The 25802-nt window shown below is 65.0% G+C and carries 20 protein-coding genes; 18 read left to right on the forward strand and 2 right to left on the reverse strand.

The window, feature by feature from the left end; genetic code table 11:
- On the reverse strand, positions 1-772 hold a 772-nt coding region (locus tag RJQ10_RS01240; RefSeq protein ID WP_502880203.1), incomplete at its 3' end, for a sensor histidine kinase family protein.
- Between the two features lie 192 nt (positions 773-964).
- Here RJQ10_RS01240 and RJQ10_RS01245 point away from each other — a divergent pair.
- From RJQ10_RS01245 to RJQ10_RS01305, 13 genes are all read left to right on the forward strand, one after another.
- Positions 965-1990 carry an SDR family oxidoreductase gene (locus tag RJQ10_RS01245; RefSeq protein ID WP_350142812.1) on the forward strand — a complete coding sequence of 342 codons (1026 nt, stop codon included), beginning with the start codon at positions 965-967 and terminating at the stop codon, positions 1988-1990.
- Between the two features lie 11 nt (positions 1991-2001).
- On the forward strand, positions 2002-3315 hold the full coding sequence (locus RJQ10_RS01250) for a nucleotide sugar dehydrogenase (protein ID WP_350142815.1): 1314 nt from the start codon (positions 2002-2004) through the stop codon (positions 3313-3315).
- A gap of 141 nt (positions 3316-3456) precedes the next feature.
- Positions 3457-4917 carry an AAA family ATPase gene (locus tag RJQ10_RS01255; RefSeq protein ID WP_350142817.1) on the forward strand — a complete coding sequence of 487 codons (1461 nt, stop codon included), beginning with the start codon at positions 3457-3459 and terminating at the stop codon, positions 4915-4917.
- Positions 4918-5049: 132 nt separating this feature from the next.
- Positions 5050-5691 (forward strand): XrtA/PEP-CTERM system exopolysaccharide export protein, encoded by a 642-nt coding sequence (locus tag RJQ10_RS01260; protein ID WP_350142819.1) that lies wholly within the window; start codon positions 5050-5052, stop codon positions 5689-5691.
- Between the two features lie 34 nt (positions 5692-5725).
- Positions 5726-7264: an XrtA system polysaccharide chain length determinant gene (locus RJQ10_RS01265; RefSeq protein ID WP_350142821.1), complete on the forward strand. Its 1539-nt coding sequence runs from the start codon at positions 5726-5728 to the stop codon at positions 7262-7264.
- Between the two features lie 37 nt (positions 7265-7301).
- Positions 7302-8270, forward strand: coding sequence for an XrtA-associated tyrosine autokinase (locus RJQ10_RS01270; protein WP_350142824.1), 969 nt, complete (start codon positions 7302-7304; stop codon positions 8268-8270).
- Positions 8267-9769 carry a TIGR03016 family PEP-CTERM system-associated outer membrane protein gene (locus RJQ10_RS01275; protein ID WP_350142825.1) on the forward strand — a complete coding sequence of 501 codons (1503 nt, stop codon included), beginning with the start codon at positions 8267-8269 and terminating at the stop codon, positions 9767-9769. The genes RJQ10_RS01270 and RJQ10_RS01275 overlap by 4 nt, the downstream gene beginning before the upstream one ends.
- A gap of 20 nt (positions 9770-9789) precedes the next feature.
- Positions 9790-10932, forward strand: a complete 1143-nt coding sequence (gene wecB, locus RJQ10_RS01280; RefSeq protein ID WP_350142827.1) for a non-hydrolyzing UDP-N-acetylglucosamine 2-epimerase — start codon at positions 9790-9792, stop codon at positions 10930-10932.
- Positions 10929-11867, forward strand: a complete 939-nt coding sequence (locus tag RJQ10_RS01285) for an XrtA system polysaccharide deacetylase (RefSeq protein ID WP_350142830.1) — start codon at positions 10929-10931, stop codon at positions 11865-11867. Before wecB ends, RJQ10_RS01285 begins: the two co-directional genes overlap by 4 nt.
- Positions 11864-12895 (forward strand): FemAB family XrtA/PEP-CTERM system-associated protein, encoded by a 1032-nt coding sequence (locus tag RJQ10_RS01290; protein WP_350142833.1) that lies wholly within the window; start codon positions 11864-11866, stop codon positions 12893-12895. Before RJQ10_RS01285 ends, RJQ10_RS01290 begins: the two co-directional genes overlap by 4 nt.
- 4 nt (positions 12896-12899) lie before the next feature.
- Complete coding sequence (locus RJQ10_RS01295; RefSeq protein ID WP_350142836.1) at positions 12900-14228, forward strand: TIGR03087 family PEP-CTERM/XrtA system glycosyltransferase; 1329 nt, start codon at positions 12900-12902, stop codon at positions 14226-14228.
- Positions 14221-15780 (forward strand): exosortase A, encoded by a 1560-nt coding sequence (xrtA, locus tag RJQ10_RS01300; RefSeq protein WP_350142839.1) that lies wholly within the window; start codon positions 14221-14223, stop codon positions 15778-15780. The genes RJQ10_RS01295 and xrtA overlap by 8 nt, the downstream gene beginning before the upstream one ends.
- A gap of 29 nt (positions 15781-15809) precedes the next feature.
- On the forward strand, positions 15810-17126 hold the full coding sequence (locus tag RJQ10_RS01305) for a glycosyltransferase (RefSeq protein ID WP_350142841.1): 1317 nt from the start codon (positions 15810-15812) through the stop codon (positions 17124-17126).
- A gap of 348 nt (positions 17127-17474) precedes the next feature.
- Here RJQ10_RS01305 and RJQ10_RS01310 read toward each other — a convergent pair whose 3' ends face one another.
- Entirely contained in the window at positions 17475-19178 is a 1704-nt protein-coding gene (locus tag RJQ10_RS01310; RefSeq protein WP_350142843.1) for an HNH endonuclease signature motif containing protein, read from the reverse strand.
- Between the two features lie 328 nt (positions 19179-19506).
- On the opposite strand from RJQ10_RS01310, the gene RJQ10_RS01315 reads away from it, so the two are divergent.
- From RJQ10_RS01315 to RJQ10_RS01335, 5 genes are all read left to right on the forward strand, one after another.
- Positions 19507-21414 carry an XrtA/PEP-CTERM system amidotransferase gene (locus RJQ10_RS01315; protein WP_350142845.1) on the forward strand — a complete coding sequence of 636 codons (1908 nt, stop codon included), beginning with the start codon at positions 19507-19509 and terminating at the stop codon, positions 21412-21414.
- A gap of 11 nt (positions 21415-21425) precedes the next feature.
- Positions 21426-22625: a TIGR04063 family PEP-CTERM/XrtA system glycosyltransferase gene (locus RJQ10_RS01320; protein WP_350142847.1), complete on the forward strand. Its 1200-nt coding sequence runs from the start codon at positions 21426-21428 to the stop codon at positions 22623-22625.
- Positions 22622-23725 (forward strand): glycosyltransferase family 4 protein, encoded by a 1104-nt coding sequence (locus RJQ10_RS01325; RefSeq protein WP_350142849.1) that lies wholly within the window; start codon positions 22622-22624, stop codon positions 23723-23725. The genes RJQ10_RS01320 and RJQ10_RS01325 overlap by 4 nt, the downstream gene beginning before the upstream one ends.
- Positions 23722-25074, forward strand: coding sequence for a phenylacetate--CoA ligase family protein (locus RJQ10_RS01330; RefSeq protein ID WP_350142852.1), 1353 nt, complete (start codon positions 23722-23724; stop codon positions 25072-25074). Before RJQ10_RS01325 ends, RJQ10_RS01330 begins: the two co-directional genes overlap by 4 nt.
- Positions 25075-25239: 165 nt before the next feature.
- On the forward strand, positions 25240-25802 hold a 563-nt coding region (locus tag RJQ10_RS01335; protein ID WP_350142854.1), incomplete at its 3' end, for an ATP-grasp domain-containing protein.

A 25802-nucleotide genomic window follows, 5' to 3' on the forward strand; every position in this document is an offset into this window, starting at 1 on the left:
CACCCCAGGTGCCACCCATGAACTTGAGGAAATAGCCGATTCCAGCCATGCCCAAAAGGTAGAGCCCGGCGCCCATCAGCGTGACGGTGTGGAACACCACCTGGCGTGAAACTTGCAGCTTCACCCGCCAGCTGCTGTAGCGGGCAAAGGCAACCCCCCGCAGGGGGGTTGCCACCGCGCTCACCAGTCCCCGGGCTTGCCACAGGTCGGGGTCCAGCTGCCGGAACAGCAGTGCCTCGGAATACATGAAGAAGTCCCAGGCGGCGATGGCGCCCAGCCCCAGGCACAGGAACTTCAGCGACCAGCGCTCGGCCGGGGTGGCGTTGCGGTAGAGCTGCTCCACCAGCAGCAGGGTCGCCAGCGCCAGCAGCAGCCACAGTCCCAGTACGACCTCGTGGCTGATGCCCAGCGGGGTCAGGGGGACCAGCACCAGGCCGAGGGCAATGCCCGCTCCCAGCAGGAACAGCGGGCGCCAGTCCCGGCCGCGCAGGGTCAGGGTGGCGCCGTCAGTTTGCAGGCCCAGCAATTGCAGCAGGAAGTACAGCCAGGCAATGTTGCGCACCAGCTCGGCCAGGCGGATCAGGTGTATCGGCGGATATTCTGCCAGCGTGCCCAGGCTGATGATCGCCGCCCACAGGGCGGAGGCCGCACAGGCCAGCACCAGGCTGGTGCCCAGCGGCTTCACCCGCCATTGCAACAACAGCAGCAGCGCCAGCGCAGCAAAGCTCACGCTCGCAGCGAGATAGGTGAGAAGGCTTATGTTGCCCGCCATGGAGGTGCGCCGCTCCCTGCAGAAATCACCAAACTGTGACCGGCGTCATGCCTTGGCATGGCCGTAGTGTCAGCCAGACCTTATACTCACCGCTGCAAGGTGTAAACGCTGGTCGTGCGCAAGCGCGACCTGGCGCACATTCCCGGGCGATGTCAGCCCCGCATGGGCGGTACGGACAAGATAAGGCTCAGCATGAATGCATTGGAAGCGACGGAACGTGAGCTGCGGCAGACCCCCGCCCGGTGGCTGGTAACCGGCGCTGCCGGTTTTATCGGTTCCCATCTGGTGGAGCGGCTGTTGCGGCTGGGACAAACCGTGGTGGGGCTGGACAACTTTGCCACCGGCCATCGCCACAATCTCGATGCGGTGCTTGCCGCGGCAGCAGGCAGCGGCGAGTTCACCTTCATCGAGGGCGATATCCGCTCCCTGGACGACTGTCGCCGCGCCATGGCGGGGGTCGACCATGTGCTGCACGAGGCGGCGCTGGGCAGCGTACCCCGATCCCTGGAGGACCCGCTGCTGACTAACGCGGTGAATATCGATGGCTTCGTCAACATGCTGGTGGCCGCCCGCGATGCCGGTGTGCGGCGGTTCGTGTACGCGGCTTCCTCATCCACCTACGGCGACCACCCGGGCCTGCCCAAGGTCGAGGACGAGATCGGCAAGCCGCTGTCGCCCTATGCGGTGACCAAGTACGTCAACGAGATCTATGCCGACGTGTTCCATCGCGCCTATGGTCTCGACTGCGTTGGCCTGCGCTACTTCAACGTGTTCGGTCCGCGGCAGGATCCGGAAGGCGCCTACGCCGCGGTTATTCCCCGCTGGTTCGGTGAACTCACCGCCGGCCGCAGTTGCCAGATCAACGGCGACGGCGAGACCTCCCGCGACTTCTGCTATATCGACAACGTGGTGCAGGCCAACCTGCTGGCGGCGACGGCGACCGACGCGGCGGCCCTGAACCAGGTGTACAACGTCGCCTTCGGTGGTCGCACCAGCCTGAACGAGCTCTACTACGGTATCCGCGACCTGCTCAGCCCGGGGCGCCCGGCGCTGGCCGACGCGCAGCCCGAGTACGGCGCATTCCGCGCGGGCGATGTGCGCCACTCCCAGGCCGATATCGGCAAGGCGGCAGGCCTGCTGGGCTACGCCCCCACCCTGGACGTACAGGAGGGACTGGCCCGCACCGCTGCCTGGTTCCTGTCCCAGTCACCCGCATGAGATCGCAGAGCATGAACGAAATTGTCGCCATTGTCGGCCTGGGCTATGTGGGCCTCCCGCTGGCGGTCGCCTTTGGCCGCCAGCGCCGCACCATCGGCTTCGACCTCAACGAACGCAAGCTGGCACACTATCGCGCCGGCCACGACCCCAGCGGTGAAGTGAGCGCCGAGGCCCTGGCGGCGGCCACGGCGCTGGAATACACCAGCGACCCGGCGCAGCTGGCGGAGGCCTCTATCATTATCGTTGTGGTGCCCACGCCCATCGACCACGCCCACCGCCCGGATCTCAGCCCGCTGGAGGGCGCCTCGCGCACTGTGGCGCAATACCTGCAGCCCGGCACTGTCGTGATCTATGAGTCCACGGTCTACCCCGGCTGTACCGAGGAGGTCTGCGTGCCTCTGCTGGAAGCGGGGTCGGGGCTCGCCTGGGGCGGTCGCGCCGGGGTAGACGCGGACCCGGCGGCGGGGTTCTTTATCGGGTACTCGCCGGAGCGGATCAACCCGGGCGACAAGGTGCACCGCCTGGAGACCATCACCAAGGTGGTGGCCGGGGATACCCCGGCGACCCTGGAGCGGGTCGCGGCGCTGTATGAATCCGTGGTGGAGGTGGGCGTGCACCGCGCTGCCAGCGTCAAGGTGGCCGAGGCCGCCAAGGTGATCGAGAACACCCAGCGCGACCTCAATATCGCCCTGATGAACGAGCTGGCGCTGATCTTCAACAAGCTCGGCATCGACACCCTGGATGTGCTGGAGGCCGCCGGCACCAAGTGGAACTTCCTGCCCTTCCGCCCCGGCCTGGTGGGCGGCCACTGCATCGGCGTGGACCCGTACTACCTGACCTACAAGGCCGAGAGCGTCGGCTACCACCCGCAGGTGGTGCTGGGCGGGCGCCAGACCAACGATGGCATGGGCAAGTTCATCGCCGAGCAGACGGTGAAGCAGCTGGTCAGCCGCGGCCATCCGGTGGCCGGTGCCAACATCACCGTGCTCGGCCTCACATTCAAGGAAAACTGCCCGGACCTGCGCAACTCCCGGGTGGAGGACATCATCCGCGAACTGCGGGACTACTGTTGCGAGGTCACCGTCCACGACCCGCTGGCCAGCAGCGAGGAAGCCGAGGCGGAGTACGGCGTGACGCTGACCCCCTGGGACCAGCTCGGCCAGGCCCACGCCGTGGTCCTGGCGGTACCCCATGCGGCCTATCTGGAGCGGGGGCTGGAGCTGGTGCTGCCGATTCTCGCCCCCAACGGAGTGGTGATGGATGTCAAGGGCGTACTGGACCGGGGCCAGGCCGCGGCCCGCGGCGTGGCGCTGTGGCGCCTGTGAGCCCGGACCGGCGCCACCGCGCGGGGCTGTGAACGGGTTCACAACCCGCATCAGCAAACGCCCCCAAGTGCTTGCCATAGCAACAACAAGCATGCAACATCATGGGTTTTCAGGTACGCCCGTCGGGGGGTAACGCGTCGCATGTACGACCAGTTCTACCACCTCAATGCCGAGCCTTTCCGCTTGAGCCCGGACCACGCCTTCGCCTTCGCGCACAAGGGCTACATCAAGGCGCGCGCGTACATGGCCTACGCCTTCATGCGCGAGGAAGGCTTCGTGATGGTCACCGGCCGTCCCGGTACCGGCAAAACCACTCTGGTAGGCACGCTGATTGAGCATCTGAGCGGCGAGAACGTGCGCGTGGCCAACCTCGTCTGCAGTCAGCTGGAGGCGGACGACCTGCTGAAAATCGTGGCCTACGAATTCGGTGTCTCCCTTGCTGTGGTCGACAAGGGTGAACTCCTGCAGCGCCTGACCGAACAGCTGCGGGCCTGGCACCGGGATGGCCGCCGTGCCCTGCTCATCGTCGACGAGGCCCAGGATCTGGCGGTGTCCGCCATGGAAGAGCTGCGCCTGCTGACCAATATCCAGGTCAGCGGCAAACCCCTGCTGCAGATCTTCCTGCTCGGCCAGCCCGAACTGCGGGATCTGGTCCTGCGCCCCGAACTGGAACAGGTGCACCAGCGCATTGTGGCCGCGAGCCATCTGCAGCCCCTGGCCGTGGAAGAGACCCAGGCCTATATCCTGCACCGCCTCGACGTGGTCGGCTGGCGCGGCGATCCGGCCTTCAGCCAGGCGGTGTTCCCGCTGATATTCAAGTTCAGCGAGGGAATTCCCCGCCGTATCAACCTGATCTGCAGCCGCCTGCTGCTGCACTGCGCGCTGGAGCGGCGCCACCGGGTGGAGGTCGCGGATGTGCGGGAGGTGATCGGGGAGCTGCAGGACGAGCATCTGGCTGCAGGCAGTGCCCTGCGCGAGTCGGATTTTACTGGTCTGGATGAAACACTGGATGTGGCGCGCGATTCCGCCGCGGACGAGCCGTCGGAGCCCGGGCCCGGCGGGTCGGCGGAAGTTTACCGCGAGCCGCCGCCGGCGGGTTCGGCCAGTCGCGGTCCGGAACCCGACGGCACGGCCGCGCCTGCGGGGGACAGCGATGCTGCGGTGAAAGACGCCGCTGCTCCCCAGAGCCGGGTGCGCCAGCACCTGAAAGTGGTGTCGGCGGCGGAGCCGGTGATGGCGCGCCGTACCGGCACCGATGGGGAGCCCCTGGCGGAGCAGCCGCCGCGGGCCCCGGAGGTGGGTTTTACTGCGCCCCTGGAATCGGTGCCGCCCGGGGTGCCATCGTCGGCACCGATTCCGGCCTCGCCGCCATCCCGGGCCGCTGCGGCCGTGCCCGCGAAGTCCCCGTCTGCTTCTACTCCCGTGCCGCCAGCGCCGCCGCGTGCCCCTCACAGGCAACAGCCCCCGGTGCGGCCGGGCCCGGAGGGTACCTCGAACCCGCGGGAAGGCAGCAGCGCCTGGGTGGTGGGGGTGCTATTCGTCCTCTCGGTGGCGCTGGTGGCCTGGGCGGCTTCGGGTTTTAGCCTGGTTTTTCTGCTATAGATACGGTTGCGCTGTGATCTGTCTCACAAACTGTGGTAACACTGGTCGTGCACACTGGTGGCGGCGGGTGGCGTGGGGCTAAACTGAAAACAAATAAGGGGCCGGAAGCGGCTCTCAAGGGAGTAGAAGAAGATGAATACACTCACAGGGGTTAATAAAGGCGCGGGCAGGATGGCTGTGGTGGCGCTGCTTGCAGTGGTGAGCTTGCTGTTGTCCGCGTGTGGTTCCCATCCGCCGGTGCCTCCGGGCGATCGCTCCGCGGGCCCGGACTACAACTATGTGATCGGCCCCGGCGATACCATGGAGATCTTCGTCTGGGGCAACCCGGAGCTGACCACCACCGGGATCGTGCGCCCGGATGGCAAGTTCACCACCCGCCTGGTAGAGGACCTGCCGGCCAGTGGCCGGACCTCCACCGAACTCGCGCGGGATATCGAGAAAGCCTACGGTGAGTATGTACGGCAACCCGTTGTCAGTGTGATCGTCAATGGTTTCGTGGGTATCCCCGAACAGCAGGTGCGAGTGGTAGGCGAGGCCACCACCCCTTCCAGCGTTCCCTATCGCCAGCATATGACCCTGTTGGACCTGATGATTGCGGTGGGCGGCATGACCGAGTTTGCTTCCGGCAACAGCTCGGTGCTGGTGCGCACCCACGGTGGCCAGCAGCAGTCCTTCAGCGTGCGCCTGGATGACCTGCTGAAGAAAGGGGATATCTCCGCCAACCTGGCGCTGATGCCCGGGGACATCGTGATCATTTCCGAGAGCTGGTTCTGACCGGACCGGGCCGGAACAGAGCGGGAATAATTCGATGCAGGAACTGTTTGCACAGCTGGCGAGCTACATACTCGGGGTCTGGCGCCACCGCTGGGTCGCCCTCGGTCTCGCCTGGGTCATCGCGCTGACGGGCTGGGCCTATGTCTGGCAGATGCCGGAAGCCTATGTCGCCAATGCGCGCATGCACGTGGACACCAACTCGGTGCTGCGGCCGCTGATGCGGGGGCTCACCGTGAGCCCGGACATCAACCAGCGCATCCAGCTGATGAGCCAGACCCTGCTGACCCGGCCAAATCTGGAAAAGCTGGCGCGCATGACCGACCTCGATCTGCAGGCGACAACGGACGCCGGCAAAGAGGCCATGATCAAGCGCCTGCAGGAATCGATCAGCCTCTCGGGCAGTCGCGGCAATACCTCGCTCTATGCGATTTCCGTCACCGACCCCGACCGGGAGACCGCCCGGCGTATCGCCCAGGCCCTGATCACGGTGTTCATCGAGACCTCCATGAGCGACAAGCGCCAGGACAGCTCCGGTGCCCAAAGCTTCCTGCAGCAGCAGATCACCGAGTCCGAGCAGCGCCTGGTGGAGGCCGAGCGGCGGCTGGCACTGTTCAAGCAGGAGAATGTGGATGTCCTGCCGGGCGGTGGCGGCGACTATTACAGCCGCCTGGAGCAGGCCCGGGGCCAGCTACAGCAGGCGGAACTGCAATTGCGCGAGGTGGAGAACCGGCGGCGCGAACTGCAGCGCCAGATCGAGGGTGAAGACCCGGTATTCATCGCCGGCGGCGTGTCCGGCGCGGCCCAGTCGCCGCTGGACGCCCGCATTCAGGCCCTGCAGTTGCAGATGGATACCCTGCTTGCCCGGTACACCTCGCGGCATCCCGAGGTCCTGCGCCTGCGCGGCTTGATAGCAGAGCTGGAAGCGGAGCGTGAGGCGGAGTACGCGCGCATGCGGCAGGAGCCCAGTGCGGCCTTCAGCGGCCTGGCCAGCAGCCCGGTTTACCAGGGCATGCGCAGCATGCTGGCGCAGACGGAAGCGCAAGCGGCGGAACTGCGGGTGCGGGTGGAGGAGTACGAGCGCCGGGTGGAAAACCTGGCCACCAAGGTCAGCCAGATACCCGAGGTCGAGGCCGAACTCAAGCAGCTCGACCGGGACTATGGCGTGATCGCGAGTCAGCACCAGCAGATGCTGGAGCGGCGCGAGTCGGCCCGTTTATCCGGCGATGTCGAGAGCACGGGCGGCGAAGTCACGTTCCGGGTCATCGACCCGCCGTTTGTACCGCGCAAACCCAGCAAGCCCAACAAGATATTGTTGAACGCGGGGGTGCTGGTGGTGGCGCTGGGCGCGGGGGTTGGCGTGGCGCTGCTGCTGACACTGGTGTACCCCATCGTCACCGATGCCCGGATGCTGGCCCACGCCACCGGCCTGCCGCTGCTGGGAACCGTCACCTGGAACAAGACCCGGGAAGAAAAGCGCAGCGGGCTGTGGCGGCTGGCGGGCTTCGTCGTCTGCGGCGGTGCCCTGCTGTGTGCCTTTGCCGGGGTGCTTGTGGTGCCGGGGCTGACAGCCTGATGGAACAACAGAGGCCACGAGGCCAGGACATGCAGACATGAGCACAATTGAAAAGGCGCTCAGCCAGATGGAAGCCGGCCGTCGGCAGGAGCCGGAGGACGGCGAGCGGAAGACCGTGGAGCGCGCGGGAGCTGACCTGAACGGTGCGGCGCCCGCGGCAGCTGCGGAGCAGACGCCCGCTACAGGTGCCGCGCGCACCCGCATCGACATCCCCTGGGATACCCTGCACGCCCAGGGGTTCCTGACCCCGTCGGTTCCACGCAGCGTGATCGCGGAGGAGTTTCGGGGTATCAAGCGGCCTTTGCTGAAGAATATTGCCGGCAATTCCCCGACCCCGATCGCCAACCCCAACCTGATCATGGTCACCAGTGCGCTGCAGGGTGACGGCAAGACGTTTTCCTCAATCAACCTGGCCGTCAGTATTGCCATGGAACAGGACAAGACCGTGCTGTTCGTGGACGCGGATGTTCTCAAGGCCACTGCGGGCCATTTGCTGGGGGTTCCCAAGGGAACGCCAGGGCTCAACGATATCCTGCGTGGGGACGCCAATCCCGAGTCGGTGATCCTGCGCACCAACATGGCGAAACTGCGGGTGCTGCCGGCGGGTACGCCCGACGAGCACGCCACCGAACTGCTGGCGAGTGAGACCATGCACCAGTTCATGCTGGAGCTGTCCGCCCGCTACCCGGACCGGGTCATTGTGTTTGATTCGCCCCCACTGCTGCTGACCACCGAGGCCGGTGTGCTCGCCAGCTTCATGGGGCAGATCGTTTTCGTCGCCTCTGCGGATATCACGCCGCAGCACGCGGTGCAGGAGGCGCTGGAGCATATCGGCCCGGACAAGATGGTGGCGGTGATGCTGAATCGGGCTTCGCGGCGGCGGATGGGTCTGTTTGGCAAGGGCTTCGGCTACGGCTACGGCTACGGTTACGGCTACGGCTATGGCGGCCGGACCCTGGCCGCGGAGGCCGCGGATGAAGCCGCGGCGAGGGCGATGAACCAGTGAAACCTTGGCAAATTGGTCTGCCCGCAGCCCTCTGCGGTGCCCTGTGGGGCGCGAACCAGAGTCTGGCCGCGGAGTGGGACACCGGCGCCGGCATCGCGGTAGGTGGCTATTACACCGACAACGTCTGCCTGGCCCAGAGCGGCGAGGAAGACAAGTGGGTGGGCACAGCCCGGCCAGATGTCAGCGTGCGGGGCCGCGGTGCCCGCGGCAATGTCAACTTGCGCGCAGCCGCGGAATACAACTCCCTGGGCGACAGCGATCTGGAGTGCACCACCGGCCAGGGCGCCTCGCTGACCAACCGCGAGTCCGTGGTGCCCAGCGTGCGCTTCAGCAGTGACTACGAGCTGGTACAGCGCTGGTTGCAGCTGGACTTCGCCGCCTCCGCGCGGCAGACCAACATCAACCCGTTTGCTCCTGGCGGTACCACCAGCGGTCGGGACAATACGGACATTGTTTATGACTACACCGCCGGGGCCCTGTTGCAGCGGCGGCTGGCACAGGTGGCGGAACTGCGCCTGCGCTACGCCTACAACGAGCAGTTCAACAGCGTCGGTGTCAACGGTGACAGCACTGAAGACCGGGCGGAATTCGACCTCGATAGCCTGCCCGGTAGCGGGCGCCTCAGTGTCGGGGCAGGTGGCCGCTACAGCAAGGTCAACTACGAGGACAGCGATCTGCGACCGGCCTTTGACAACACCCTGTCGTCCGCGGAACTGCGCGCGGCGCTGCAGCTTGACAGCGCCTGGCAGCTCAATGCCTTGGTCGGGCAGGAGTGGAACGAGTTCACCAGCTCCCGCGACGATATCGAGGGCGACTACTGGGATGTGGGTGTGCGCTGGACACCCAACCCCCGGGTCGAGGTCAGCGTCGGTAGCGGGGAGCGGTTCTTCGGCAGTACCCCGCGGGCGGATATTCGCTACCGTCACAAGCGCAGTGAAATCACGGTCAGCTACGCCCGGACGCTGAGTTTTCCGCGCAATCTGCGGGTGGGCGACAATGGTTTCGTGGAACCGGGTGATCCCTTCGACCCCGGTTTCGGCGAGTTGCCCGGGGATCCCCTGGGCGAAGAGGGCCTGCCGACCTTCATTGGCAATTCCCCGATTCTCAACGAGCGCTTCGACCTCCGCTATCGCTTTACCGCACGCCGGACTTCCGTCACCCTGTCCGGCTCCGATTCGCGCCAGCGGCGCACCGAGGATGATGCCGAGGCCACCTTCAGGAATGCCGCGATTACCTTCAACCGCAATCTGTCCAGCCTGCTGTCGGCCAACCTGCGCTTGAGCCGGGAAGAACGGGAGGGCACCGGCGGCGAGTTCGGCGAATTCGGGGGGTTTGGCCAAAGCAGCAAGGCCTGGCGCGCGGGGCTCGGTTTTAGCCGCCGCCTCGGCAATGACACTACATTGACCGTTGCCTACCAGTTCCTCACCCAGGAATCGGACTTTGCCCTCAACGACTACGACGAGAACCGGGTAACCTTTAACCTCAGACACGCATTCTAGGGGGCGCCCGGGGCACAACCATGGTTGATCCACAGACACCCGCACATATCCTCTGCGTGGTGGGCGCACGCCCCAATTTCATGAAGATCGCGCCCATCATGCGTGCTTTCAATGCACCCGGCAGCGGCCTGAGCGCCAGCCTGGTGCACACTGGCCAGCACTACGACGCGGCCATGAAGCACGCCTTCTTCGAGCAGCTGCATATTCCCGAGCCGGACGTGGACCTGGGCGTGGGTTCCGGCAGCCACGCGGTGCAGACCGCCCAGATCATGCTCAAGTTCGAGCCGGTGCTGGATGCGCGCAAGCCCGCCGCCGTGCTTGTGGTGGGCGACGTCAACTCCACCATCGCCTGTGCCCTGGTGGCGGTCAAAAAAGGCATCCCCGTGGTTCATGTAGAAGCGGGCCTGCGCAGCGGTGACCGCGCCATGCCGGAGGAGATCAACCGCATCCTCACCGACCAGCTGTCGGACCTGCTGTTTACCACCGAAGCCAGCGCCGCGGCCAACCTGCAGCGGGAGGGCATAGCCCCGGACAAGGTGTTTTTTGTCGGCAATGTGATGATCGACACCTTGCGCTACAACCTGGCCTCCGCCACCCCGGCGGCGGCGACCCTGGCAGCGGCGGGCGCCGGGCCGGAATTCGCCGGCGGCTTCGGCCTGCTGACCCTGCACCGGCCCTCCAATGTCGATGACCCGGTGGTGCTGCGGCGCCTGCTGCGGGAGCTGGCGGACATCAGCCGCGACACACCCCTGGTTTTCCCGGTGCACCCGCGCACCCGGGGCAGCATCAGCGCGGCCGGGCTGGACAGCCTGCTGGCGGAAGCCAGCATCCTGACCCTGCCGCCCCAGGGCTACCTGGAGATGTTGGGCCTGATGCGCGAGGCGCGCCTGGTGCTGACCGACTCGGGAGGTATCCAGGAGGAAACCACCGCCCTGGGCGTACCCTGCATTACCCTGCGGGAGAGCACCGAGCGCCCGATTACGGTGGACGAGGGCACCAACACCATCGTCGGTACCGACCCGGCGGCGATCCGTCGTGCCTGGCAGGCCATCCTCAACGGTGGCGGCAAAGCCGGCCGCCAGCCTGAACACTGGGATGGCCGGGCGGCAGAGCGCATTGCGGCGGTGCTGGCGGACTGGTACCGGAGTGTGCGGGCCGCATGACTGGTCACGAAGAACAGGTTGTGCTCAATGCCATGACCGTGGACGTTGAGGATTATTTCCAGGTCTCGGCGATGGAGCCCCATGTGCCCCGTGCGGCCTGGGAGACCACCCCCCTGCGGGTCCGGGCCAATGTCGAGCGCATCCTGGCCCTGTTTGCCGAGCACGGGGTGAAGGCGACCTTCTTTACCCTGGGCTGGGTTGCCGAGCGCCACCCGGAGATGGTGCGCCGCATTGTCGCCGAGGGCCACGAGCTGGCCAGCCACGGCTGGGAGCACATCCGCGTCAATACCCAGCAGCCGGAAGCCTTTCGCAGCGACGTGGCCCGCACCAAAGCCCTGCTGGAAGACATTGGCGGGGTGGCAGTAAACGGCTACCGGGCGGCCAGCTACTCTATCGGCCGCGACAATCTGTGGGCGCTGGATGTGCTCGCGGACGTTGGCTACCGCTACAGTTCCAGTATCGCGCCGATCAAACACGACCTCTACGGTATGCAGGAAGCCCCGCGTTTTGCCTTTGCCGCCGCCGGCGGCCGGCTGGCGGAGATCCCGGTGACCACCCTGCCCCTGGGCGGGCGCAATATCAACTGTGGGGGCGGCGGCTGGTTCCGGCTGTTCCCCTACGGTTTTTCCCGCTGGGCCCTGCGCCGGATCAACCGGCGCGAGGGCCAGAGCGGGCACTTCTATTTCCACCCCTGGGAAATCGACCCGGAGCAGCCGCGCCCCGCCGGGGTGTCGGCCAAAACCCGTTTTCGCCACTACCTCAATCTGCAGCGGATGGAACCGCGCCTGCGGCGCCTACTGGGTGACTTTCGCTGGGATCGCATGGATCGGGTGTTCGCACACCAGATCGAATCCCTGGGCGATCAACGGCAGCCGCAGCCCCGTGTCAGCGTTACCGGCGAAGCCGCGGGCACGGCAGGTGGAGCGGGCCGATGACCGTGGTGGTACGCAGCGCAACCTCGGCGGACGAGCCCGGCTGGGAGGCCTTCGTCAGCGGCTGCCCCCACGCCACCTTTTTCCACCGCTTCGGCTGGCAGCGGGTGCTGCAGAATGCCTTTGGTCACCGCTGCCACTTCCTGCTGGCGGAGCAGGACGGCGCGATCACCGGTATCCTGCCCCTGGCCCAGGTGCGCAGCCTGCTGTTTGGCCACAAGCTGGCGGGGCTGCCTTTTTGTGTCTACGGCGGCATCGCCGCCAGCAACGACGATGCGGCAGCGGCGCTGAGGCAGGCAGCCTGTACGCTTGCCAGTGACACCGGCGTGGATGCCCTGGAGCTACGCAATCTTGAGCCTTCCGGCAGCGACTGGCCGGTCAAGGACCTGTACTACACCTTCCGCAAGGCGATCAGTGCCGACAATGAGGCCAACCTGAAGGCCATTCCCAACCGCCAGCGGGCGATGATCCGCAAGGGTATTCAGGAGGGACTGGAGGGAGAGGAGGTAGAAGGCACCGGGCGGCTGTACCGCGTCTACGCCGAGAGCGTGCGCAACCTGGGTACCCCGGTATTCAGTCGCCGCTACCTGGACTGCCTGCGCCAGGAATTCGGCTCCGACTGCCGGATACTGATGATCCGCCAGGGCGACGAAGATGTGGCCGGGGTCTTGAGTTTCTATTTCCGTAACGAGGTCCTGCCCTACTACGGCGGCAGCATCGCCCGCGCCCGCAGCATCAAGGGCTGCAATCATTTTCTCTACTGGGAACTGATGCGGCGCAGCGCGGAGGAGGGCATAACCAGTTTCGACTTTGGCCGCAGCAAGCGCGATACCGGCCCCTTCGACTTCAAGAAGCACTGGGGTTTCGAGCCGCAACCTCTGCCCTACGAGTATTTCCTGGTCAAGGCCGACAGCGTGCCGGATGTGAATCCGACCAATCCCAAGTACCGGCTACTGGTCAATACCTGGCAGCGGTTGCCACTGCCGCTGGCCAACCTGCTGGGGCCGCCCCTGGCCCGCAGCCTGGGTTAGGGTGATGGACGCCGGGGCGCCTCCCGTACAGGCCGAGCAGGACACACCCGCAGGGGCGGGTGCGTCGTCGGCGGGTGACAAACCGCCGCTGCTGTTCCTGTGCCATCGTATTCCCTACCCGCCGAACAAGGGCGACAAGATCCGCTCATTCCACCTGCTGCACCACCTGAGCCAGCACTTCGATATCTACCTGGGCAGCTTCGTGGATGACCCGGCGGACTGGCCCTGGGCCCCGGAGGTGGAGAAATTCTGCCGCGGCGTGCTCCTGCGCCCGCTCGATGCGCGCCTGGCCACGCTGCGCAGCCTGCGGGGCTTTCTCTCCGGGCAGGCCTTGTCGATCCCGTACTATACCGATCCCGTGCTGCGGCGGTGGGTGGCCGATACCGTGGCGACCCGGGGTATCCGCCATGCCATCGTCTACTCATCCGCCATGGCCCAGTTCTTGCCCGCGGACGGGGATGGCTTCCGGCGCAAGGTGATCGACTTTGTGGATGTGGACTCGGACAAGTGGCAGCAGTACGCACTGCAGAAGCCCTGGCCCCTGAGCTGGGTCTACCGGCGCGAGGCCCGCTGCCTGCTGGCACTGGAGCAGAGTCTGGCGGCACAGTTCGATGCCGGCCTGTTCGTGTCTTCCGCCGAAGCGGAACTTTTCCACCAGCTGTCCCCGGCCACCGCCCACAAGATCGGCTTCTACAACAACGGCGTCAATTGCACCTACTTTGACCCCGCGTTCGATAGCGAGGCTTCCCGGCCCACTCCCTTTCCGGAAGGCAGTCTGCCGCTGGTGTTTACCGGCGCCATGGACTACTGGCCCAACGTCGATGCGGTGGTGTGGTTCGCCCGCGAGGTTTTCCCCGCCTTGCGCCGGGCGTACCCCAAGCTGACCTTCACCATCGTCGGCGGCAATCCGGCCCGCGCGGTGCAGCAGCTGGCCGCGCTGCCAGGGATCACCGTGACGGGTCGGGTGACGGACGTGCGCCCCTACCTGAAGCACGCGCTGGCGGCGGTGGCGCCCATGCGCATCGCCCGCGGGGTGCAAAACAAGGTACTGGAGGCGATGGCCATGGCGCGGCCGGTGCTGGTAAGCCGCAAGGGCCTGGAGGGCATCGCCGCCGACGATGGCGCGGAGGTGCTGTTGGCGGAGTCCGCGGAGGATTATCAGCGCCTGTTGGCAGAGTTGCTGGCCGGCGAGCACGGGTCGATGGGACAGCAAGCACGTGTGTGTGTGCAACAGGGTTTCAGCTGGGAAGACAATCTCCCCGAGGTTGTTCTGTTGCTGGGAAACGACGGTGCGGTGCCGCGCCATGCGAAGGAGTCGCTCCACTATGGCTGATGCACATGCCAACCAGTCATCATTGATTGCAGCGGTTTCCTCCGGGCGTTGGCTCGCTCTTGCCGTCGCTATTTACTGCCTGCTCGTTCTGGGTATATTCCACCAGACTGTTCAGGACATGGTGCGGGTATGGACAGTCTCCGAGACCTTTGCCCATGGCTTCCTGATCGTGCCTATCAGCCTCTGGTTGGTCTGGCGCCGGCGCCAGGAACTGGCGACAGCGGTGGCCCGCCCCCAGCCCTGGGCGCTGGGATTGACTGCGGGCGGTGGGCTGGCATGGCTGCTGGGGTACATGGTCGATGTCAATGTGGTGCAGCAGCTGGCGCTGGTCGGTATCCTGATTACAGGTATGTGGGCGCTGATTGGCACCTCGCTGGCGCGGCAGGTGATGTTCCCGCTTGGCTTCTTGCTGCTCGCGGTACCCATGGGTGAGGAACTGGTACCACCGCTCATGCTACTAACCGCAGATACGACCGAACTGCTGGTGCGGGCCTCTGGTATTCCCGTCTTCAGGGAGGGCATGTATCTGACTCTGCCCACAGGCCATTGGTCGGTGGTGGAGGCCTGCAGCGGTGTACGCTACCTGATAGCGTCTTTTACCCTGGGCCTGGTTTACGCCTACCTGACCTACCGGAGCTTGTGGCGGCGGTTGGCATTTGTTTTGGCTGCTATCCTGCTGCCGATCGTCGCCAACAGCCTGCGTGCCTACGGTATTGTCATGATCGGACACTTGAGTGGCATGGAGTTGGCGGTGGGTGTTGACCACCTGATTTACGGCTGGGTGTTCTTCGGTGTGGTCATGTTTCTGCTGTTCTGGGTCGGCGGTTTCTGGCAGGAGCCGGAGCAGCCGCTTCCAGCTGCGCCGACCGTGGATGTTGGCGCCGTTCACGGCGGATCGAGCGGCGCAGCGCGTGTAGTGTCAGTGATGGTACTGGCACTGGCGGTATCCGCCTTGGGGCCTACAGCTGCCGGCGCCCTACTGCGCGGCGAGGAGCCCAGCGCGACTGCTGCTCTCGCGCAACCCGCGCAGGCTTTTGGCTGGAGCATTACCACCACTCCTGGCTGGGACTGGTTACCACGGCATGCCGATGCGGACAGGACCCTGGCGGCCTACTATGAGGATGCCGAGGGTACGGTGGGGCTATACCTGCATCAACACTTGTGGCAATCGCCCGGAGCGGAACTGGTGCAATCCGGAGATTCCGGGATGCCCAATCCGGACAACTGGCGGGTGCGTGCTCGGGCAGAGGTACCCGTGCTGCTGGGCGGAGCCGCGCCGCTGCAGGTCCGGGAGGTCACCGTGCAGTCAGCGCAGCAGCGCCTGCTGGTCTGGAGCTGGTACCGGGTCGGGGGCGAATACACCGCCAACCCCTATCTCGCCAAGTTGTTGGAGGCCCGGCAGCAGATACTTGAGGGGCAGCGCGAGGGCGCGCGCCTGTTTGTCGCCACGTCGGTAGCGGAAGAGTCGTCGGAGCAAGCGCGGCAACGTCTGCAGGGCTTTGTGGATCAGCACCGGGTTGCCATCGAGCAGGCACTGGAACGGCGCGATTGAGAGGCCAGCGATTGAGGAGTACTCACGCCATGCCTGGGGATTCCAGGCCCCCACAGCCGCCGCTGGTTGCCCACATCATCTATGCCCTGGGTACGGGCGGCCTGGAAAACGGCCTGGTCAATATCATCAACCGCAGCCCTCCCGGGCGTTATCGCCATGCGATTATCTGCCTGACGGTGGCGGAGGCCTTCGCCGGGCGTATCACCGCCGAACGCGTGGAAGTCATTGAGCTGCACAAGCGGCCGGGGCATGACCTCGGGATGTACTTCAGGCTCTGGCGCACCCTGCGGCGTCTGCGACCGGCCATTGTCCACACTCGCAATCTGGCGGCCTTGGAAACCCAGGCCCTGGGCCTGCTGCTCACCGGCTGCAAGCGGGTCCACGGCGAGCACGGCCGCGATGTCAGTGACCTGGATGGCAGCAACCGCAAGTATCAGCGGCTGCGGCGCCTGCTTAACCCGCTGATACATTGCTTTATCGCGGTAAGTCGGGACCTGGCGGACTGGCTGACCGATACGGTCGGCATCCCGCCTACGAAGATCACCCAGATCTACAACGGCGTGGATCACGGCCGTTTCTTGCCCCGTTTTGTCGATACTGGCTCTGGCTCTGGCACTGGCACTGGCTCTGGCTCTGGCTCTGGCACTGGCACTGGCACTGGCACTGGCACTGGCTCTGGCACTGGCTATGGCACTGGCTCTGGCAGCAGCGCAGCGCCTTCTGTGCGGCTATCACCGCCGGACATGCCCGAGGGGTTTCTGCTCTCGGGCGCCCGGGTGGTCGGTACTGTGGGCCGATTGGCGACGGTCAAGGACCAGCAGACCCTGATTCGTGCACTGGCCCACATTTTCAAGGAGTCGCCACAGCAGCGGCAGACTCTGCGCTGCATACTCGTGGGCGATGGGCCGGAACGCGGCGCGCTGGCTACCAGCATTGCCGACCACGGCCTGGAAGATTGTGTTTGGCTGGCCGGTGACAGGGATGATATCCCTGAGCTACTGGCCTGCATGGATGTGTTTGTGCTGCCGTCCCTGGGAGAAGGTATCTCCAATACCGTGCTGGAGGCCATGGCCACGGGCTTGCCCGTGGTCGCCACCCGGGTGGGGGGTAACCCTGAGCTGGTGGAGGACGGGGTGACCGGCTTGCTTGTGCCGGTGGGCGATGCGCAGACACTGGCGAAAGCCATGCTGGGGCTGGTGGACGATCCCGCCCGCTGCGAGCTTATGGGCCGGGCAGCCGTTGCACGGATACAGACGGACTTCGACTGGGAGCGCACCGTGGCCGCGTACCTGCAGGTGTACGATGAGCTGGTGAAAGTTGAACGCTCATTCCCAGTGTCCAGTTAAATGGATTCGGAGGGTGCTGAAACCCTGCGGCGTTCGCGGGATGACCTGCGCCGAACAATCTTGAGTGCCGGATTCATGGGGGCCATTACCGCCTTTAACCAATGATTTCGATCGCAGTGATCGGAATGCCGGGCCATCGATTCCGCTCCCGGGCACCAGAAAAGTCTCCGTAGTTTCAAGGCAGGCTTTTCCCCGATCGAGACTCTTTTACCTCCCCCAATGGAGACGTCTTCTCCCCATGGAGGCTTCTTGTCCCAACGGGCACTTCTTCCCCCAACGGGCACTTCTTCCCCCCCCCATGGACTCTTCTTCTGCCCATGGAGCCCGCTGCCCCTGACAATGCGCTGGCTAATAATCCGCTGCCGCCAAAATCTCCGCGGAGTGGCCATTGAGACGAATGTCGAAGCACCCCCGGTGCAACTGCCGGTGATGGAAGCGACACAGCGTCACCAGATTGTCCAGCCGCGTTTCCCCGCCCTCGGCCCAGTGCTGGATATGGTGGGCATCCACGTACTCTGATTCCTGGCAGCCGGGATACTGGCAGACCCCGTCCCGCTCGCGCAGGGCCCGGCGAATATGTTCCGGCACGATCCGCGACTTTCTGCCCACGTTCAGTACCTTGCCGGCCGCAACCTCCAGCACCGTCACCAGCGACGCATCGCAACTGATCCGCCGCGCGGTGGCCGGCGACAGCCACGGCTTGTCCTCGAAATGCGCCCGCCCGTGAGCGCAACACAGGCCCGAGCGCTGGTGGCGCAGGGTATTTACATCCACGTGCAGCACCACCTGGCACCGCTCTGCCCCCTTCAGGCCCTGCAGGCCCCGATAATCCGGCCCCGTGGCCAGAAAGTGCTCCACCATGGCCACCAGCGCATCGGCACGCACCTGGTTCATGTGCTGTGAAAACGTCTCCGCGGAGATTTTTTCCTCTGCCCGCGCGTAGGCGAGATGGTCTGGCAGGGCTTCGCGGGTGCTGCTTTCAGGGGCCTCTCCCGGGAGTGAACTGCCGGGGGGGATCCCTGCGTGGAGACCCCGGTCTACGCCGTCTTCAGTACCCACTTCTGCAACTGCACCGGGGGCAGCCTGCTGCTTCCAACCTGCTGCGCCCTCACCAGAACCAGCCTGCTGCTGGTCTGCGACGCCCTCACCGGGATCAGCCCGATGCTGCCGGCCTGCTGCGCCCATACCAGAATCAAATGCCTTCTCCCCGCCCTCCGCAACCGCGCCTGGCGCTGCACCCCCGCGCTGCAGAAGCTTTCGCGCCACCGCCTGCATGCGCGCCTGCTGCCGGGCCTTCCACTCGTCCTGGCGCTCTTCCTCCAGCGGCCGGGCCACCGCCTGCAGGGCTTTCATCACCAGCAGCCCCTGCTCCGGCGGCAGTTTGGCGTGAATGATCCACATGCCGTCTTCGTCCTGGAACCAGTAGAGCTCGCGGGCCACTTCGCGCATGGCTTCGGCATCCAGTGCCGGCGGGCCGTCACCCGCAGCTGAATCATCCGCAGCTGTCTCATCCCCAAGACCGACGACAGCGGCCGCGGCGGAATCGCCCACTGCCGCCGTATCCGAACCCCCGACAGCTGCCACCTCCCCCGACCCGCAGTCCAGCAAGCCTTCCAGTCCCGGCTCTGCGACGGGTTCATACCGGCTCACCAGCTTTTCCAGATGCCCTGCGCTGTTCTGCTGCGCCAGGTGCACCATGAAACCCTCGTTGTCCGGTGTGGCCACGCGGGTGATTGCGCGTACCTTGGAGTAGGAGAGGTCGCCCTCCGCAAAGGCTTCATTGACCTCCGGCAGTCCCTCCAGCTGCCGCGCCACCCGCACCTTCTCCCGCGCGGCACCCAGGGTGATGCCGCAATGGGCCACCAGCCAGTGGGCGCAGGAACGCATGGTGCCCTGCTCGCGCCAGCCGCCGCAGCGGTCAAACTCGGCGATCAGCCGCAGCAGGCGGTGATTTGCGGCATTGATCTGCGCCGCAAGGAGAGTGATCGCCTGACCCAGCTGTGCCCCATTCAGCCGCTGGGGCCAGTCCTCCACAGTCGCTGGCATGCCCATGACAAAGCCTCCAATACTGTATGCATATACATAATATTAGGCGCGCCCCAGCAAAACCCCAAGAATCGCGTTACATCAAATGCGACCACGCTGCGTGCGGTAGATCTGACACCTCGGGCATGCTCTCCCCCAAGCCACTCTCCACTCCTTCATGCTGGGCCTGATCGTGCTGGTACAGGTCGTGCCGCAGCTCCAGACCTGGTTTGCGAGCTGAACGCGGCTCCGATTTGCGCACTGGGCCACACTATCGGCCTGCAGCGGGCGCCACTGCTGGCCCTGTTGGTGTAGGATTGTGCGAAGTCACAGTTAATTTGGTGGTTTCAATATCATGTGCGGCATTGCCGGCATCTTCGATCTGACCGGACAGCGCGAGCCCGACCGGGACCTGCTGGCCGCCATGAACCAAACCCAGTTCCATCGCGGCCCCGACGAGGGTGGCCTGCACACGGAGCCGGGCCTGGGCCTGGCCCACCGGCGCCTGTCCATTATCGACCTCGCCAGCGGCCAGCAGCCCATGTTCAGCGCCGATGGCAACCTCTGCGTCAGCTACAACGGCGAGATCTACAACTTCCAGGAACTGATGCAGGAGCTGCGTGGCCTGGGCTACGAGTTCCGCACCCACTGCGACACCGAAGTCATCCTCTACGCCTGGCAGGAGTGGGGCGCAGCCTGCGTGCAGCGCTTCCGCGGCATGTTTGCCTTCGGCCTCTACGACCGCGCCGCCCGCAGCCTGTTTCTGGCCCGGGACCGGTTTGGCATCAAGCCCCTGTTCTACAGTGTGCTTCCGGACGGGCAGCTCATCTTCGGCTCTGAGCTGAAGGTGCTCAAGGCGCACCCGCAGCTGTCGCGGCAGCTGGAACCCCGGGCGGTGGAGGACTACTTTGCCCTGGGCTATGTACCCGAGCCGAAAACCATCTACCGGGACGTGTACAAGCTGCGCCCGGGCCACACCCTGTTGTTCAAACACGGGGATCCGGTGCCGGCGCAGCAGCAGTACTGGGATATTCCTTTCGCGCCGGTGGCGGCGGCCAGCGAGGCGGACCTGCAGGCGGAACTGCTGGCGCGTCTGCGCGAGGCGGTGCAGGTGCGGTTGGTGGCTGAGGTGCCGCTGGGCGCCTTCCTCTCCGGCGGGGTGGACTCCAGCGCAGTGGTGGCGATGATGGCCGAACTGCAGAGCGAACCGGTCAACACCTGCGCCATCGGGTTTGACGTCAGGCGGTACAACGAGACCGAATACGCGGCGATGGTGGCGGAGCGCTACCATACCAACCACTTTCAGGAGACTGTGAGCAGCGAAGACTTCGGTCTGCTGGACGAGCTGGCGGCGCTCTACGACGAACCCTACGCCGACAGCTCTGCCATCCCCACCTACCGGGTATGCCAGCTGGCCAAGCGGCGGGTGACCGTGGCCCTGTCCGGCGACGGCGGCGACGAACATTTCGCCGGCTATCGCCGCTACCGCTGGCACATGAATGAAGAGCGTCTGCGCCAGGCCCTGCCGCTGGGGCTGCGGAAGCCGCTGTTCGGGGCGCTGGGCAGGCTTTACCCGAAAGCGGACTGGGCGCCGCGGGTATTCCGGGCCAAGACCACCTTCCAGGCCCTGGCCCGGAATTCAGTGCAGGCTTATTTGCACTCGGTGTCCATCTGCAGTGAAGAGCAGCGGGCGGGGCTGTTCAGTGACGCCTTCAAGCGCGAGCTGCAGGGCTATTCCGTGCAGACGGTGTTCGACGAGCACGCCGCCAACAGCCCGACCGATGACCCCCTGTCCCTGATCCAGTATCTGGACATGAAGACGTATCTGGTGGGGGATATTCTTACCAAGGTCGATCGCGCCAGTATGGCCCACGCGCTGGAGGTGCGGGTGCCGTTCCTCGACCACCCGTTCACGGAGTGGGTATCCGGCCTGCCGCCGGAATGGAAGCTGCGCGGGCAGGAGGGCAAGTACCTGCTGAAGAAGTCCCTGGAATCCCGCCTGCCCCACGATGTGTTGTACCGGGACAAGATGGGCTTCGGGGTGCCGCTGGACAAATGGTTCCGCGGCCCCCTGCGCCAGCGCCTGCGCCAGGACTTGCTGGAAAGCGGCGGGCTGGCGGCCACCGGGCTGTTCAACCAGGACTACCTGGCGCGGCTGGTAGATGAACACCAGTCTGGAGTGCGTGACCACAGCGCACCCCTGTGGACCCTGCTGATGTTCCAGGCCACTGTACGTGATGACCAGTTCGTGGTCGGCGGGTGAGCACCGCAGCCATGCGCATCCTGCATATACTCGACCACTCCATTCCCCTGCACAGCGGCTATACCTTCCGTAGCGCCAATATCCTGCGTCAGCAGCGCGCCCTGGGCTGGCATACCGCCCATGTCACCGGGCTCAAGCAGGGCGCCAGTGAGCGGCCCGAGGAAACGGTGGATGGCCTGCATTTCTACCGCACGAACCCCAGCGGCAACCCCCTGTTTCGCCTGCCGGGTCTGGACCAGTGGGAGGTGGTGCGCACGCTGGCAAGGCGCATTGAACAAGTGGCGGCGATTGAGAAGCCCGATATCCTCCATGCCCATTCCCCGGCACTGAACGGCCTGGCCGCGTTACGGGCCGGCCGCAAGCTGGGCCTGCCGGTGGTCTACGAATGCCGGGCCTTCTGGGAAGACGCCGCGGTGGATCACGGCACCAGTCGCGAATGGGGGCCGCGTTATCGTGCCACCCGGGCGCTGGAGTCCCGCGTGTTCCGGCGGGCGGATGCCGTTACCACTATCTGTGAGGGCTTGCGGGCAGAGATCGCCAGCCGCGGTATCGCCGCCGACAAGATCACCGTCATTCCCAACGCGGTGAATACCGACAGTTTCACCTTTGGCGCTCCCGCCAAAGCCGAGCTGCAGCAGCAGCTGGGCCTCGCGGGCAAGACCGTGCTGGGATTTATCGGCTCCTTCTACGCCTACGAGGGCATTCCCCTGTTGTTGCAGGCCCTGCCAAGCCTGTTGGCCGAGCACCCTGAGCTGCGGCTGCTTCTGGTAGGCGGCGGGCCGCAGGAAGCACAGATCCGGGCGACCATCGCGCAACTGGGCCTGCAGGACGCGGTGATCCTCACCGGCCGGGTGCCTCACGAACAGGTGCAGGACTACTACAACCTGGTGGACATCTTCGCCTACCCGCGCCTGCCCATGCGCCTGACGGATCTGGTGACGCCATTGAAGCCGCTGGAGGCCATGGCCCAGGGCCGGCTGGTGGTGGCTTCGGATGTGGGCGGGCACAAGGAACTGGTGCGTCACGGCGACACCGGCATGCTGTTTGCCGCCGGTAATGCGGCCGCGTTGGCGGCGGCGGTTGAAGACCTGCTGGGGCGCCCAGACGACTGGCAGGCCATGCGTGAGCGGGGGCGTGCGTTTGTCGATCAGGAGCGCACCTGGCGGGCGAGTGTGGGACGCTACCAGCAGGTCTATGGCGGTCTGGTATGACGGGAGCTACTTTGCACCTGGGCCTGGTGGGCCCGATTCCACCTCCGAATGGCGGCATGGCCATGCAGACCGAGCAACTGGCGGGCTTGTTGCGGGCAGAGGGACTGGGAGTCACGCAGGTGGCCACAAACGCGCCCTATCGGCCCGCTTTTGTCGAGCTGCTGCCGGGCCTCCGCGCCCTGTTTCGCTTGCTGCCCTACCTGCTGGCAGTATGGCGGCTGGCGGGCAGGGTGGATGTGATCCACCTGATGGCCAACTCCGGCTGGTCCTGGCAGCTGTTTGCGGCGCCGGTGCTGTGGCTGGCTGCACTGCGCCGCTGCCCGGTTATCGTCAACTACCGGGGCGGCGAGGCCAGCGAGTATTTCCGGCATTCCTGGCGCCGGGTATATCCTTCCCTGAAGAAGGCCGCGCTGGTGGTGGTGCCGTCGGGGTACCTGCAGGCCGTGTTCGCGGACTACGGGCAGCGGACCCGGGTGATCCCCAATATTGTTGACCAGGGCGTGTTCCAGCCTGTCGCCAGGCCCGCCAACAGTACCGAAGAATTCACTCTGGTGATCACCCGCAACCTGGAGCCCATCTATGGCATTGATGCCGCCCTGCGGGCGCTGGCGGCGGTATTGCCCGAGGCGCCGGACACGCGGCTGCGCATCGCCGGCAGCGGGCCACAGGAGAGTGAGCTGAAAGCCCTTGCTGGACAGTTGGGCATCGCTGCCGCGGTGCGCTTCGAGGGCCGCCTGGACCGGGTCGGCATCGTGAAGCTGTATGCCCAGTCGGATGCCATGCTCAATCCCACTACCGTGGACAATATGCCCAACTCGGTGATCGAGGCGCTGGCCTGCGGGTTGCCGGTGATCTCCACTGAGGTGGGTGGTGTGCCCTTCATTGTGCAGCATGAGCACACGGCGCTGCTGGTGCCAGCCAACGACCCGGCCGCCATCGCAGCCGCCATTCTGTGTCTCCGCGGAGACGCGCAGTTGCGGCAGCAACTGCGCGCCAATGGCCTGGACGAAGTGACCCAGTACGGCTGGCCCGCGGTGCGCCAGCAGTGGCTGGATGCCTATGCGGATGTGGTGGGCAAGCCGCAGGGGGCCGCCGCATGAGCCTGTACCAGAAGGCGGTTGCAGGGCTGCTGTTTCCCCTGCACGAGAAACTCAAGGGCCATGACACCATCGCCGTGCACAGGGCAATGGAGCAGTCCCAGTGGCTTGCGCCCGAAGCGATGGCGCAGCTGCAGCGGGACAATCTGCGCCGCTTCCTGGTGCAAATCGGCGGCACCGTACCGTACTACCAGGCACTGTTTGCGGAGCTGGGCTTCAACCCCGAGTCGGTGGATTCAGTGGCCGATCTGCAGCGCCTGCCCCTGCTGGACAAGGCCACCATCCGCGCCCACACGGAACAACTCAAGGCGCGGGATGCGCGGGGCCTGAAGCGTTTCAATACCGGCGGCTCCAGCGGTGAGCCGCTTATTTTTTACCTGGGGAATGAACGTGTCAGCCACGACGTGGCGGCCAAGCGCCGCGCCACCCGCTGGTGGGGCGTGGACATTGGCGATCGCGAGATCGTGGTCTGGGGTTCCCCCATTGAGCTGGGCTCCCAGGACCGGGTGCGTCTGCTGCGGGACAAGCTGTTTCGCACCGAGCTGCTGTCGGCCTTCGAGATGTCACAGGCCAACCTGCAGAAGTTCGTGGAGCGGATCCGCCAGTTCCGGCCGCGAATGCTGTTCGGCTACCCCTCGTCCCTGGCGCTCATTGCACAGTTTGCCGGGGAGCAGGGTATTGCCCTGGACGGGCTCGGCATCCGGGTGGCGTTTGTCACCTCCGAGCGGCTGTACGAACACCAGCGCGAGGCAATAGAACGAGCGTTTGGCTGCCCCGTGGCCAATGGCTACGGCGGTCGCGACGCCGGCTTTATTGCCCATGCTTGCCCCCAAGGCAGCCTGCACATTACCTCCGAGGACATGGTGGTGGAGATCGTCGATACCGCGGGCAAGGTAGTGCCCGCTGGGGAGAGCGGCGAGATCGTGGTGACGCACCTGTTCACCAGCGAGTTCCCCTTCGTGCGCTATCGTACCGGGGATGTCGGTACCCTGAGCGACCGGCCCTGTGCCTGTGGCCGCGGCCTGCCGGTGCTGGCCAGCGTGGAGGGGCGCACCACGGATTTTGTCACTGCGGCGGACGGTACCATCCTGCATGGGCTGGCGCTGATCTATGTGCTGCGGGACATGCCGGGGGTGGCGAACTTCCGGATAGTTCAGGAGTCACTGGAGTTGACGCGGGTGGAGGTGGTGCCCAGGGAGATTTTGACGGAGGGCATGGTAGGAGAAATTCGCCAGGGCCTGCAGGCCCGGCTGGGGCAGGGGGTTGCGATCGAGGTGAACGAGGTAGACGCAATTGCGCGGGAGCAGTCGGGGAAGTTCAGGTATGTGGTGAGCAGAGTGACGAATTCTTGAATGGCTCAAATTAATCAAGATAATGGGTGCGTCACCTCGACAAGAGGCAAATAGAAGTGTTTGCCGGCCGCTGGAACTAACCAAGCTTTTTGCAACGAACAGCTCAGACGGTAAGTATCGTCGAAAATCTGTGTAAGTTAATCTGTTGCCGACGAGACAAACAATATGTTGACAGACCTGTTGAGCAAGACGCGTAAGTTAATAGGTTTCTGCAAGCAAGTCGATGCAGCACGGTTGCACTATGGTGCAGCACGTTCGCTGATTTTTCCACGCGCTTTTCTTCTGCTCCACAGGCAGTTTTCACCCAAGGAAATTCTTCTATGGGGATTGCTGGACCCCGCCCTTGACAGAGATGGCTTACGTCGGTTTGTCAGCAAAGAGGAGTTCTCCCGATTTCAATCGAGGATTAGTCCGAGCAGCTATGCATGCTTGCTCGAAGACAAGGAAGTCTTTTACCGTTTCTGTGAAGCCATAGACTTCCCTATCCCCGAAACTATCGCCTTCCTATCTAATACATCAGCGTGGTTTCCCGGTGGACGTTTGGCCGGTCCGGAGCAGACGTTGCAGAGTCGGCTCGACGCTATCCACGGTACGGAATTGATTATCAAACCCTGTGACGGTGTGTATGGTCGTGATATCAAGGCATTGACGGTCGAATCTGGCTCACTTCTAGAAGATGGTAGGCAGTTGACCCCGACTGAATTGATGTGCGAATTGGAGGTCGGTAC

It is taken from the genome of Haliea sp., from assembly GCF_040222615.1.
Classification (GTDB): domain Bacteria; phylum Pseudomonadota; class Gammaproteobacteria; order Pseudomonadales; family Halieaceae; genus Haliea.